This window comes from Luteibacter sp. P4_E6 (genome assembly GCF_056401535.1).
Genome location: NZ_JBFUJE010000068.1, coordinates 1 through 13,395, shown reverse-complemented (window position 1 = coordinate 13,395; position 13,395 = coordinate 1). Strand labels below are relative to the sequence as shown.

Annotated in this window: 11 protein-coding genes; 7 read left to right on the top strand and 4 right to left on the bottom strand. The window is 64.1% G+C overall.

The genetic code is table 11. The features are described 5' to 3' along the window. Both AC1DT2_RS06885 and AC1DT2_RS06880 read left to right on the top strand, forming a co-directional pair. A partial coding sequence (locus AC1DT2_RS06885) for a hypothetical protein (RefSeq protein WP_477295377.1) occupies window positions 1-294 on the top strand: 294 nt, incomplete at its 5' end. 86 nt (window positions 295-380) lie between these two features. Then, a complete protein-coding gene (locus AC1DT2_RS06880; protein ID WP_063573496.1) occupies window positions 381-1,538 on the top strand; it encodes an isovaleryl-CoA dehydrogenase in 1,158 nt (385 codons plus the stop codon). 108 nt (window positions 1,539-1,646) lie between these two features. Here AC1DT2_RS06880 and AC1DT2_RS06875 read toward each other — a convergent pair whose 3' ends face one another. The 4 genes from AC1DT2_RS06875 to AC1DT2_RS06860 all read right to left on the bottom strand — a co-directional run bounded on the left by AC1DT2_RS06875 (window position 1,647) and on the right by AC1DT2_RS06860 (window position 7,272). Beyond that, entirely contained in the window at window positions 1,647-2,951 is a 1,305-nt protein-coding gene (locus AC1DT2_RS06875) for an XVIPCD domain-containing protein (protein WP_477295375.1), read from the bottom strand. Between the two features lie 29 nt (window positions 2,952-2,980). Then, on the bottom strand, window positions 2,981-3,850 hold the full coding sequence (locus tag AC1DT2_RS06870; protein WP_477295373.1) for a DUF4189 domain-containing protein: 870 nt from the start codon (window positions 3,848-3,850) through the stop codon (window positions 2,981-2,983). A 94-nt stretch (window positions 3,851-3,944) separates the two neighbouring features. Continuing rightward, window positions 3,945-4,244 carry a hypothetical protein gene (locus AC1DT2_RS06865; protein ID WP_477295371.1) on the bottom strand — a complete coding sequence of 100 codons (300 nt, stop codon included), beginning with the start codon at window positions 4,242-4,244 and terminating at the stop codon, window positions 3,945-3,947. A 217-nt stretch (window positions 4,245-4,461) separates the two neighbouring features. Further along, on the bottom strand, window positions 4,462-7,272 hold the full coding sequence (locus AC1DT2_RS06860) for a S8 family serine peptidase (protein ID WP_477295369.1): 2,811 nt from the start codon (window positions 7,270-7,272) through the stop codon (window positions 4,462-4,464). A gap of 208 nt (window positions 7,273-7,480) precedes the next feature. On the opposite strand from AC1DT2_RS06860, the gene AC1DT2_RS06855 reads away from it, so the two are divergent. From AC1DT2_RS06855 to AC1DT2_RS06835, 5 genes are all read left to right on the top strand, one after another. Then, window positions 7,481-8,656: a thiolase family protein gene (locus AC1DT2_RS06855; protein WP_477295367.1), complete on the top strand. Its 1,176-nt coding sequence runs from the start codon at window positions 7,481-7,483 to the stop codon at window positions 8,654-8,656. A 165-nt stretch (window positions 8,657-8,821) separates the two neighbouring features. Further along, window positions 8,822-9,211 (top strand): hypothetical protein, encoded by a 390-nt coding sequence (locus tag AC1DT2_RS06850; RefSeq protein WP_477295365.1) that lies wholly within the window; start codon window positions 8,822-8,824, stop codon window positions 9,209-9,211. 133 nt (window positions 9,212-9,344) lie between these two features. Next, window positions 9,345-10,952, top strand: a complete 1,608-nt coding sequence (locus AC1DT2_RS06845) for a carboxyl transferase domain-containing protein (RefSeq protein ID WP_477295363.1) — start codon at window positions 9,345-9,347, stop codon at window positions 10,950-10,952. Window positions 10,953-11,027: 75 nt separating this feature from the next. Next, complete coding sequence (gene xseA / locus AC1DT2_RS06840) at window positions 11,028-12,374, top strand: exodeoxyribonuclease VII large subunit (RefSeq protein WP_063571331.1); 1,347 nt, start codon at window positions 11,028-11,030, stop codon at window positions 12,372-12,374. An 85-nt stretch (window positions 12,375-12,459) separates the two neighbouring features. Further along, on the top strand, window positions 12,460-13,395 hold a 936-nt coding region (locus AC1DT2_RS06835; RefSeq protein WP_477295361.1), incomplete at its 3' end, for an aldehyde dehydrogenase family protein.

The following is a 13,395-nucleotide window of genomic DNA, read 5'->3' as shown; positions in this document are numbered from 1 at the left end:
GCCCTGCAGGCCGGGCTCGCCCACCTGTCGACGCTGGGCGTGCATCGGCAGGCCCTGGTGCCGGCCGATGCCGCCGCCGTCGAGGAACTGGCCCAACGCATCGCTCACGGCCTCGACGCCCTGACCGAACACGTGCGCGCAGGCTCCACGGCGTCGCCGCTGGGCACCCCGGCCCTGCTCGTGGGGACATCGCTACGTGTCGCGGGGGCCCCTGAAGCCGTGCGTCTGGTGGACCGCCAGTGCCTCCTGCTGATCCGCGTTCACGACCGTATCGCGGCCCTTCCGCCGGCCTGATTGCTGCGTCGCGCCGTGGACTGGAGCGCCCGGCGCGTTACGATGGGATGCTTTTTCCCCCGTATCCCCCCCCCGGAGTTGCACGCATGCGCCCGTTTTCCCTCGGTGAAGACCTCGACCTCCTGCGCGAAAGCGTCCACGCCTTCGCCGAGAAGGAAATCGCCCCCCGCGCCGATCGTATCGACCGCGAAAACGTCTTCCCGGAAGACCTCTGGCTAAAGTTCGGCGAGATGGGCCTGCTCGGCGTGACCGTGCCTGAGGAATTCGGCGGCTCCGGCCTCGGCTTCCTCGCCCATATGGTCGCGATGGAAGAGATTTCCCGTGCCTCGGCATCGGTCGGTCTTTCCTATGGCGCGCACTCCAACCTGTGCGTGCAGAACATCTACCACAACGGCAACGACGCGCAGCGCCGCAAGTACCTGCCCAAGCTCACCAGCGGCGAGTGGGTGGGCGCGCTGGCGATGAGCGAGCCGGGCGCCGGCTCCGACGTGGTCGGCTCGATGAGCTGCCGCGCCGAACTGGTCGGCGACGTGTGGGTCGCCAACGGCACGAAGATGTGGATCACCAACGGCCCCGACGCCGACGTGCTGCTGGTCTACATGCGCACGGCGCCCCGTCCCGCCGGCAGCCGCTGCATGACCGCCTTCATCATCGAGAAGGGCATGAAGGGTTTCTCCACCGCGCAGAAGCTCGACAAGCTCGGCATGCGCGGCTCGAACACCTGTGAGCTGGTCTTCGACAACTGCGAGATCCCAGCCGAGAACATCGTCGGCGAAGTGAACGAAGGCGTGCGCGTGCTGATGGGCGGCCTGGACACGGAGCGCCTCGTGCTTTCCGGCGGCCCGATCGGCATCATGCAGGCCGCCGTGGACCTCGTGCTGCCGTACGTGCGCGAGCGCAAGCAGTTCAACGCCCCCATCGGCACGTTCGGCATGATGCAGGCCAAGGTGGCCGATATGTACACCGCGCTGCAATCTTCACGCGGCTTCGCGTATATGGTGGCCCAGCAGTTCGACAACGGCGTGAAGTCGCGCATCGATCCGGCCGCGTGCCTGCTCAATGCGTCGACCAATGCAGTGAAGGTTGCCCTGGAAGCGATCCAGTCCCTGGGCGGAAACGGTTACATCAACGAGTTCCCCGCAGGACGCCTGTTGCGCGATGCGAAGCTCTACGAAATCGGTGCGGGCACCAACGAAATTCGTCGCATGCTCATCGGACGCGAGCTGTTCCACGGCAAGTCTTAACAGGCACAGCTCCCGTTTTGCGACATGGGCCGCTCCCACACGAAGGTGTGGGGCGGCCTTTTTTTTGTGCGGCTCATTGTGGGAGCCGCTTCAGCGGCGATACCCCAATCACCGCACCATCGAAGGCCCAGCCGACTGAACCGGCTCGGGCGCCTGCTGCTGGGCCTGCACCTGCTGTTGAACGTGAGCCTGTTGTTGTTCGTTGTTCTGCACGTTTACCGCGGCTTCCTGGCTGCTTTGCGCCAGTGGTGTCTGGACGGCCTGCATAACGTCAACCTCGACGTAGCGCTTGAAGGGTGAATTCAGATCGCCCTGAATGGCGTACCCGCGGTTGGCGTCGTCCGATAAGGCAACGTGGTCGATGCGGTTGAACCCTGCCATCGTGGCTGCCGATGTCAGACTGCCGGCAAACGCCTGCGTATGAGGACCCGGCGCGCGCCCCTGATCCTCATCGATCTTCGCGACGCAGGAATAAGCCTGGACGTAGATGCCATGGGCAGGGTGGCGTGCATCGAGCATGTCGGGCACCGGCGCCTGAAGGGCTGCCGCCTGAGCCTGCGACCTTGCTTCCGAAAGCGCAGTGAGCGTCGCTGGACCCACCACACCATCCGCTCGCAGGCCGCGGGCTTGCTGGAAAGCCTCGACCGCTTCCCGGGTCTGCGGCCCGAAGCGCTGGTCGGCGTGGATGGGACTGCCGTCGCGGCCGGTGTAGCCGAGGGCAGCCAGGTCCGACTGCAATGCACCGACTGCCTCACCTCGATCGCCCTGGCGGTGCACATTCGGATGAGCGGGCGATTGGGCTGCTGCCGCCTGCTGGGGACGTGCGTGCAATGCTTCCGTCAACTGCTCGTTGGTGAGTGGCGGGGTTTGATTCTTAGTGCCCGGCTTCCAGGCCTCGGCACGCGCGATACCGTCAACTAAGGCATTGCGCTCTTCTGGGGTCATATCAACAACCTTCTTGCCGTGAAGGTCATAGCCTTCGGCCGCCGCCGTGGCATAAATGGTATTCGCCTGGCTGGCGTGATGCGTCGCGCCACTGTAGTCCGCTTTTGAATAACCTTTCACTAGTTCATCGACTGTGTTGTCGGCGAACCGGTCGGAGATAAGCTGCTTTTGGGCCTCGCGACCAGCTTCGTAACTCTCAAAAACGGCATTACCCCAATGATCAAGGTCAACGACGCCGTCGTAACGTTCCTGCGCTCTTTCCAGCGCCTTTTCCTTCGTGCGGCCGTTATGCACTGTAGAGTCCGCACTTCCACTGAACTCAAATTTGAGATTGCCAGGATTATTGTTCCGCCACGAAACAGTCCCTTCCTGCGCCGTCACCCAGGTACTGTCCTCCATCTCATAAACGCGTGTCTTACCTTGGCTTGCAACGAGACGCGTCACTTTCTTATCCGACAGAACATCCATATATCTTCCTTGCTTTGGCCGCCAGGCCGTTAGATTCCACGCCTACACTGAGTCTCGACTTCCTTGCAGTTCATTGCGCCGGCTGCATTGCAGGCGTTCATCGCCTCGAATACTGCTTGTTTTTTATCTTTGTGATTCGCGTTCGCGCCACTGAACCATCGAGACGACTCATCGCGAACGAGGGAGATGCAGCCGTCCTGCTGCTGGACGAGAATCGTGCAGTCCTGCTTGCCGCAACGACCGTCCATGCTCTTCCACACGGCCTCGGGCGACCCGCCATCATGCAAGAACCAGAACTTACCGCTGTTTTTATTAACCATCAGCGTATTCAGATATACCGGAACACTCCATTGCGCATCCATGTCTGCCGCGAGCCCGGATTTTGGCAAAGGAAGAAGAACTGTACGTTCTTCAAACCTCCCCATATCGACAACATGCCGACTCGCCGAGCGGACGTGCCATACGCCGGACTCCTTCGCTAATTCAACAATTGTGGTGGTTGGCTTCTCGCCACCGTCCATCTGCACGATGCGGACTTGACCCGGACTGACCTTTACATCATTGATGTCAAACGCGTCGTCGTGAAACTGAGTGCATTTCGAGCAGGCGACTAGCTTATCGCTCGTCACTTCCGGAACGAACTTGCCGTTCCTCTTGCCGAAAATGATGAGATCGCGGTGCGCCACGCCTTCCTTATCCGGCTCCCCCTCAAACACGGCAACCGCGTTTGCACCAGCTTGAACGCCACTGGTCTTGAAGGCGAGCAAATGCGTCCCCTGTGGCGCGGCGCCAACTACCTCCACGGGAGCGGTCGGCGGAGGTTCCGGCGGCATCGACATAGCCGGCGATCCGACGAGCGTCGTAAGGATGCCCAATGAGAATATACGCAGGTTCACCATGTCTTATTTCTTCCTATCCTTGAATTCGGGGCCGAGTCTATCCTCATCACCCCCTCATCGGTGAGACGAACTCCGGGCTTCTTTGAGGCAAGCATCAATGCGCCCCAGATGCGTTCCCCGATACCTGCCCGCTCTCCCACGCAAGCCGCGCATGCGCCTCGGCCGCGCAATGCGCCCCCATCTGCGTAAGCGCCGCGACCGCATCCAGCGACAACGCCATGCGCCGGCAATCGACGGTATCCGACTCATGCACGAATTCCGCGAGCGACTCTGTAAGCCCCCGCGCGTACTGCAGCAGCTCCGCCGCGTTGTTGAGAAGCTCATGCGACGATGCATCGGGATCGGCGTAATAGCGCGCACGGCGAACCGTGCCGTGTTCATTCGTAACAGGCATCACTGTTCCTTGCTTATGCCACCGCTGTCCCAGGTGCGGCGCGCGCACGAAGYAACGTGCCGTCGTTCTAACGGATCAAGCGGAATGGTTGCCTGCGTGGCACGGTTAGCGACGACGCAGGCAACGAGATGACCGTAGCAAAACAACATTGGGTTGTCTGTAGGCGGCGATGCCTTAGTGCATCGCCGATGACTCGGCGCCTACAGATAGCGGGCGGTTACCAGGCGAGGCGGTAGCTTAGGGTTGCCGAATGCGAGTGGTCGCGATCGGCGAAGCGTTGCTCCACATCCATGCCGAACTGTGAGCGCTCGCTCAAGTCCAGGCCCATCGTAAAGCCCGCCGTGCCGGCTCGACGCGACAGGCCGATGCCTTCCACCGGTGCCCACTGCGCAATGCCGTTGTAGCGAGCCGAGAACACTTCGCCCTTCGTCGCGAACGCGTTCTGCCAGCCGAKCTTGGCGTCGATACGCAGCTTGCCGTACGAGGTGAGCCACGAGCTGCCCGCACGCAGGCCGAAGCCGGCCTGCCAACGCGAGGTGGTCTGGCCGTTGGCTGCAAGGCCGAAACCGTCGCCACCCGCTTCATCGAATCCATCGCGACGGATGCTGGCGAACTGCGCGTTCGCGTACGGCGTGAGCGTGAAGGCGCCGACGTTCGTGCGGTAGCCGAATTCGCCATAGGCGACGTTGTAGTGGCCGGTATTGTCCGCACCCGCGAAGGTTCCCTGGTCGCCCAGACGAAGGAGGCGCTGGGTATCGCCATGGAAGCTGCCGAAGCCGAAGCGGCCGACGCCGTACCAATTCGCGCCACGCGAGCCGGCATACAGCATGCCTTCCGTGGCGCGATTGGTCTGGCGATCCAGGCTGCCGGACAACTGTCCCGTGCTGCGCATCTGGCTGACGGCGACGCCGGCGAAGCCGTTGTTGCCGAGCTTCACGTCGTTGCCGATAAGCGTGCCACCGATGTTGAAGCCGACGTTGCCAAAGCCCGAACGGCTGAGCCCTCCCTGGGAGCCAAGCGACTGTGTCCAGGCACCGGTAGGCCCCTGGGCGTCGAGATGATTGATCAATGCATCGTTGCCTGCGTCGATGCCTGCCAGAGTCACGGCCGTGCTGGCAGCATACAGCTGGCCCGAAAGCGACTCCAATGACGCCTGCGCCACCTGTTGGGTGGACGACTGTTGGATGCTCCCAGCGGCGATCAGCGTACGCTCGTTCACCGACTCGGCGGTCGGCGAACCGGTGGCGAGGCTCGCGTTGATCTGGGCGAAGGCGCCGTCGAGGCGCTGCGCCGAATTCACCGCGGCTACCGATTGCGACATGCTCTTCGTCGCTAGCAGGGTAATGCTGAGCTGCCTCGTGTCGATCCACACCTCGTTGGGCAGATACTGCAGGCTCGTCCCGAGGAAGACACCGCCTGCGGGGGCTAGTCCCAGGGTGCCGGTAATCGAACTGGCCGTTATCAGCTGCTGATGTGATGTGACGACATAACCGGAAACCGCACCGGAGATGACCAGGGAACCGGCCAGCGACGCGTTGCCGCTGACCACCAGCGGCGCACCCAGGCTCTGCCAAAGAATGCCCGTTGCCGACTGCGTGAAGTTACCCGTGATATGCGTCGACGCRGTGTCCGCCAGGAACACGCCCGCGTTGGTGACGCTGCCACCGATGTTGGCGTGAGCGATCAGGGCAGCGTTTGCGCCGATGTTCACGGCACCCGGCACGTCGTGCATCGATTCCAACGAGGCGGAGCCGCCCACCTTTGTCACGCCCGCGTAGGTGTTGGTACCCGACAGCGTGAGCTTGCCATTGCCCGAAACATTGAGGCCACCGGCACCTTTTATGTCATTTAGAAACGCGGCGTCATGGCCGGCTGCAGTCGCGGCATCGAAGTCGCCCCAATCGAATGTCGCCGGGCCACGGATCGCCCGGCCGACGTTGAGGCGGCCATAGCCGTAGATGGCATCGGGACCGGCGGTGCCGAGGTCATCGGCCGTGCCGAGGATGATCTGGCGAATCGCATTGACTCCCAGCGCCGGGAAAGCCTGCATCACTACCGCGGCAGCACCGGAGACCTGCGGAGCGGCCAGCGAGGTGCCTGACCACACCTGATAGGAGATATTGGACGCGGTGGACGTGGCCGACGTCGTGATTACGTCGCCAGGCGCTGCGAGGCAGTAGTTCATTGCCACGCCACAACGGTTCGAATAGGTGGCGATCTGAGTAGGATTATTGCTATCCAGCGCGACGACGGTCAGCCAGCCGGCCTCGAGGTCCGGGGCGCGCGACGGCAGGGCCGCCACCGTGGACGGATTGGCATCACCACTGTTGCCCGCCGCGAAAACGAACAGGTGCCCTGCGGTGAACGGCGCGTACGCGTCGTGAAAGCTTTTCGTCGCGACCGTGTCGGTGGCGTTCCAGTAGACGCCGCCCCAGGAGTTGTTCAGCACCCTCGCACCTGCGGCGATGACGTCGGCATTGACCTTGCCCAACGGGTCGGAGCTGGTCGCCTCGTTGCCCTGCCCGGAGCCGTCGTCGGTGGGCGCCTTGTCCGCGATGATGCGCGCCGAAATGAGGGTAGCGTCGGGCGCGACACCACCAACGAAGCTGCCAAACGGCCGCCCAGCGGCAATTTCCGCCACGGCGGTACCGTGACCGACCACATCGTCCACGCTCAGATTGTTAGTACTGGGGTCGATGTAGGTGTTCGGGTCGGCCGTGACGCGCCCGGCGAGTGCCGGCTGCGAGCGGGTCACGCCGCTGTCGATGATGCCGATGACCACGCCCGCACCGGTGAACCCGGCCGCGTGGGCGGCCGTGACGTTGGTGAACGCGAGCTGGGCATCGATCGGCGGATTCGGCTGGGTCGGCTGGGTCGGTTGCGTAGGCTGGGTAGGTGGGGGCGGCGCTACCACCACGCCCGTGCCACCGGTTTTCGACCCGCCCCCGCCACCGCAGGCCGCCACGCCCAGGCTGAGACACACGGCAAACGCCAGCTCGCGCTGACACGGGAAGTTCCGCTGATTCACGTTTAGCCCCTCGGTTCGACATCAATGTCGCGCGGCCAAGTCCCCTGGCGGCGCACCTGGACCGGATATTCGCACACCCGCCCGGCCCTTGCCGTGCTGCGGCGCACACCCCATGCCGCGGCGCAGATTGCCCCGCCACGGCCCCCGCTGCGATACTCGACAGGTTTTCCGCCCTCCCGGGCGGCCATGCGAGTCCCACGGAGTTCCCATGTCTGAGATCGTCATCGCGGGCGCCAAGCGCACCGCCATCGGTTCCTTCCTTGGCCAGTTCACCGGCGTCCCCACGCCGAAGCTCGGTGCCACCGCCATCCGCGCCGCCCTTGAGCAGTCCGGCATCGCCCCGGCCGACGTGAGCGAAGTGATCATGGGCTGCGTGCTGCCCGCCAATCTCGGCCAGGCCCCGGCTCGCCAGGCGTCGCTCGAAGCCGGCCTGCCCGTTTCGGCCGGCTGCACGACCATCAACAAGGTCTGCGGCTCCGGCATGAAGGCACTCATGCTCGCCCACGACCTGATCAAGGTCGGCTCGGCGAAGGTCGTCGTTGCCGGCGGCATGGAGTCGATGACCAACGCGCCGCACATGGTCAACGCGCGTACCGGCATCCGTTACGGCGACGGCCAGCTGGTCGACCACATGGCCTGGGACGGCCTGACCAATCCGTACGATGGCCAGTCCATGGGCGTGTTCGGCGAGAAGTGCGCGGATAAATACACCTTCACCCGCGAAGAGCAGGACGCATACGCGATCGCCTCGGTGGAACGCGCGCAGGCCGCACAGAAGGCAAATGCGTTCGCCAACGAGATCGTCCCGGTGACCGTCCAGGGTCGCAAGGGTCCGCAGGACTTTGCCGAAGACGAACAGCCGGGCCGTTCGGACACCGCGAAGATCCCGACCCTGCGCGCTGCATTCCGCAAGGAAAACGGCACGATTACGGCAGCCAGCTCGTCCAGCATCTCCGATGGTGCCGCCGCGCTGGTGCTGCTCGACGCCGACGATGCGAAGGCCCGCGGCATTACCGCACTGGCGCGTATCGTCGCGCACGCCACGCATTCGCAGGAACCGGAGTGGTTCACGACCGCACCGGTGGGCGCCATTTCGAAAGTGCTTGAAAAGGCGGGCTGGAAGGCCGAAGACGTGGACCTCTTCGAGATCAACGAAGCCTTTGCCGTCGTGCCGATGGCGGTCATGCGTGAGCTCGGCGTGCCGCACGAGAAGATCAACGTCAACGGCGGCGCGTGTGCGCTGGGCCATCCGATCGGCGCCAGCGGTGCGCGTATCGTCGTGACTCTTCTCAATGCGTTGACAGCCCGTGGGGCAAAAAGGGGTGTCGCAGCCCTTTGTATCGGCGGCGGCGAGGCCACGGCGATCGCCATCGAATTGGTGTGAACCTGACGTCGATGAAACCGGATGGGCGTTTTCTTGTAACGATCACGCCCTTTCCATAGGTTTTAATGCGCCCTGAAGCATGCCCCTTCGATCTGTAGCTAAGTCATGACAACTAAGCTATTAATGAGCCCGCCTAACGGCATTCTACGGCTAAGGAGAAACACAATGAATTTGACGCGTACCCTTCTCGCCTCTGCGCTCGTCGCGCTTTTGGCAGCTTGCAGCAACGGCGCGACGGATTCCGCGCAGGACGCCCAGAAGTCGGCTGCGGATGCACAGCAGCAGGCTGACAAGGCACAGCAGGCCGCCGACCAGTCGCAGAACGCCGCGACCACGCAGGCCGCCGATCAGGCTCAGCAGTCCGCCGATCAGGCCAAGGACGCTGCCGGCCAGGCGCRGGCCGCCGCTTCTGCTTCGACCGCCGGCGGTACGCCGGAAGCCGCGAAGGACGCTGCGTCCAATGCTGCCGACCAGGCCGACAAGTCGGCTGACCAGGCCAAGGATGCCGCTTCCAACGCCAAGAGCGCGAAGGACGACAGCTCCACCAAGAAGTAAGCCCTCGGGTTTATTTGCTGGGACGACGGCCACCTTCGGGTGGCCGTTTCTTTTTAGCGATTGGCGCGCCGCAGCGTTTTCGGATGGCGACACCCCGCTATCATGGTCGTTTCGTCCCCGCGCGAACGCCCCCATGCCCATTCTCGAATCGCAGATCGACCCCCGCTCCGCCGACTTCCAGGCTGCCAGCCTGAAGCTGCGCGCATTGACTGACGACCTGCGCGAAACACTCCGGCGAACGGCAGAAGGTGGCGGCGCCAAGGCACGCGAGAAGCATGTCGCACGCGGCAAGCTGCTGCCGCGGGAGCGCATCCGCGCCCTGCTCGATCCCGGCTCGCCCTTCCTCGAAATCGCACCGCTCGCCGCGCACGGCATGTACGACAATGCTGCGCCTTCCGCGGGCGTGATCGCGGGCATCGGTCGCGTCATGGGTCAGGAAGTGGTGGTGCTCGCCAACGATGCGACGGTAAAAGGTGGCACGTATTTCCCGATGACGGTGAAGAAGCACCTGCGTGCACAGGAAGTCGCGATGGAGAATCGCCTTCCCTGCGTGTATCTGGTGGATTCCGGCGGCGCCTTCTTGCCCTTGCAGGACGAAGTTTTCCCGGATCGCGAGCACTTCGGCCGCATTTTCTACAACCAGGCACGCATGAGCGCGCAGGGTATCGCGCAGATCGCCGTGGTGATGGGCTCSTGCACCGCCGGCGGCGCCTACGTGCCTGCCATGAGTGACGAAACCATCATCGTGCGCGAACAGGGCACGATCTTCCTCGGCGGCCCGCCCTTGGTGAAGGCGGCGACGGGCGAAGTCGTCGACGCCGAAGCCCTCGGCGGAGCGGATGTGCATACGTCCATCTCCGGGGTGGCCGATCATTTCGCCGAGAACGATACACATGCGCTGGCCATCGCCCGCGATATCGTCGGCTCGCTCAATCGCATCAAGAAAATGCCGCTCGCCGTGCGCCCACCGCTGGAACCGCGCTTTTCCGCCGAAGAACTCTACGGCGTGATTCCCGAGGACACGCGCCGCCCCTTCGATATCCGCGAAGTCATCGCGCGTGTGGTCGACGATTCCGAGTTCCACGAATTCAAGGCACGCTACGGCAAGACGCTGGTCACCGGCTTCGCCCACATCCACGGCTACCCCGTGGGAATCGTGGCAAACAACGGCATCCTGTTCGGCGAGTCCGCACAGAAGGGCGCGCACTTCATCGAACTGTGCAACCAGCGCAACGTCCCGCTGGTGTTCCTGCAGAACATCACCGGCTTCATGGTCGGTCGCAAGTACGAGAATGCCGGTATCGCGAAAGATGGYGCGAAAATGGTCACCGCGGTTGCCTGCTCGCATGTACCGAAGTTCACCGTGGTCATCGGCGGAAGCTTCGGTGCGGGTAACTATGCGATGTGCGGCCGCGCCTATGGCGCACGCTTCCTGTGGATGTGGCCGAACGCGCGCATCAGCGTGATGGGTGGCGAACAGGCTGCCTCCGTACTCGCCACGGTACGGCGCGACGGCATCGAGGCGGGCGGCGGCACCTGGAGCGCCGAGGACGAAGAGGCTTTCAAGGCGCCCGTGCGCGACCAGTACGAACGCCAGGGCCACCCGTACTACGCCAGCGCGCGTCTGTGGGACGACGGCATCATCGATCCGGCAGATACGCGGCGCGTGCTGGGGCTGGCGATCTCGGCTTCGATGAATGCGCCGATCGAGCAAGGCCGCTTCGGTGTATTTCGCATGTAAACCGTTCGTTGAGAAAGAGACCGTAAGTCACTGCCCTGTCGACACTACAGGGCAGCGTGATAACCTCTCCGGTCCATGTCCGACTTCGACAACCGCCCTGCCCCTGAGATCTTCACGCCGTCCGGCCTGAACCGGCTGGTGCGCGATCTGCTGGAAGACGCCCTGCCCATGGGCGTTTGGATCGAAGGCGAGCTGTCCAACGTGTCGCGGCCCGCATCAGGGCATGTCTACTTCACGCTGAAAGATGCCAGCGCCCAGGTGCGCTGTGCGATGTTCCGCATGGCCGCGTCGCGCCTGCGCTTTCGCCCTGTCGACGGCATGCATGTGCTCATGCGGGCCAAGGTCGGGCTTTACGAAGCCCGGGGCGAGTTTCAGCTGGTCGCCGACCATATGGAGCCGGCCGGCGAGGGCGCCCTGCAGCGTGAGTTCGAGCAGCTCAAAGCGCGACTCGGCGCGGAAGGCCTGTTCGACCAGGAACGCAAGCGTGAGTTGCCGTCGTTTCCGCGCCGCATCGGTGTCATCACGTCACCCTCAGGCGCGGCCATCCGCGATGTGCTGAGCGTGCTGGGACGTCGCCTCGGCCTTGCCGAGGTGGATGTGTTGCCCGTACCCGTGCAGGGTCGCGAGGCCCCACCGGCGATCGCCGCCATGCTCCGGCGGGCGTCGGACAGCGGTCGCTATGATGTGATCCTTATCACCCGCGGTGGTGGCTCGCTCGAAGACCTCTGGGCGTTCAACGACGAAGCCGTCGCGCGGGCGATCCACGCCAGCGCGGTGCCGGTCGTCTCCGCCGTGGGCCACGAGGTGGACTTCACGATCGCCGATTTCGTGGCCGACCTGCGTGCGGCCACACCCTCGGCCGCTGCCGAGCTTCTGGTGCCGGATGGGGCCGATCTCGCACGCCAGCTCGACCGGCTTCGCCAGCGCATGTCCACCCTGATGACGCGTCGTCTTCAGGCCGCTGCGCAGCGCGCCGACCATTGGCAAGCCCGTCTCAACGCCCAGCGGCCGCAGGCGCGTCTTGCCCGCGATGCTGAGCGCCTCGAAGGGCTACGCCGACGAATACTCGTCTCAGTCAGCCAGACCAACACGCTGCGCCAGGCCCGTCTCGATCGGCTGCACGTGCGCCTCACCGCGCAGCATCCGAAGGGCCGTCTGGCTGCTTCGAGCCTGAGCGTCGCGCGACTGCGCCAGCGCATGGCGACTGCGATGTCGCGTCGGCTGGAGCGAGACCGCCTTCGTCTTACCGAGCAGGCACGCACGCTGCACGCAGTGAGCCCGTTAGCGACGCTCGAGCGCGGCTACGCCATCGTGTTTGACCAGCGCAACGCGGTGGTCAAACACGCCGACAACGTCGCGGTGGGCGACCGCCTGCGCGTGATGCTGGGTGATGGCGAGCTCAACGTCCGCCGCGACGACTGACCAGGTACGCAAGGCGCGTCGCGTACACGATCACTGAACGCCACACCCGCGATCATTCCCGCCATTGCCGCCACGAGACCAGACCATGCTCGAGTCGAGCTACCCGTACTACGTCGCCAACAAGGCGCGGAAATCGCGCAAGACCTTCGACGTCATCGACAAGTACACCGGCAAGGTCGCCACGCGCGCCGCCTTGCCCGACGAGGCTGCGCTGGAAGAAGCCATCACCGCGGCCCACGACGCCACGCTGCCGATGAAACGCTTCCGCCCCTACGAACGCCAGGCGGTGCTGGAGCATTGCGTTTCGCGCTTTCGCGAACGCAAGGACGAACTGGCCTACGCGCTTTGCGTCGAAGCGGGCAAGCCGATCAACGATTCCATCGGCGAGGTCACCCGGCTGATCGAAACGTTCAAGATCGCCGCTGAGGAAGCGGTACGGATCAACGGCGAAACCATCAATCTGGAGATCTCGGCGCGCAGCGAGGGATACCACGGCTATACGCGGCGCGTGCCCCTGGGACCCGTGTCGTTCATTACACCCTTCAACTTTCCCTTGAACCTCGTCGCGCACAAAGTCGCACCGGCCATCGCCGCGGGCTGCCCCTTCGTGCTCAAGCCGTCCGAGCGCACGCCGCTCGGCGCCCTGATCATGGGTGAGATCCTTGCGGAGACGGACCTGCCCAAGGGCGCGTTCTCGATCCTTCCGCTGGACGGCAAGCATGCCGAGCCCCTCGTCACCGATCCGCGCTTCAAGTTGTTGTCGTTCACCGGCGGCCTGATCGGCTGGGACCTCAAGGCGAAAGCCGGGCACAAGAAGGTTACCCTCGAACTCGGCGGCAATGCCGCCTGCATCGTCGACGGCGATCAGGGCGATCGACTCGACGCGGTCGTCGAGCGCCTGGTCTTCGGCGCGTTCTACCAGTCGGGACAGAGTTGCATCAGCGTGCAGCGCATCCTTGCACATGACAGTATTTACGACGCCCTGAAGCGCAAACTCGTCGCCAGGGTGAAGGCACTCAAG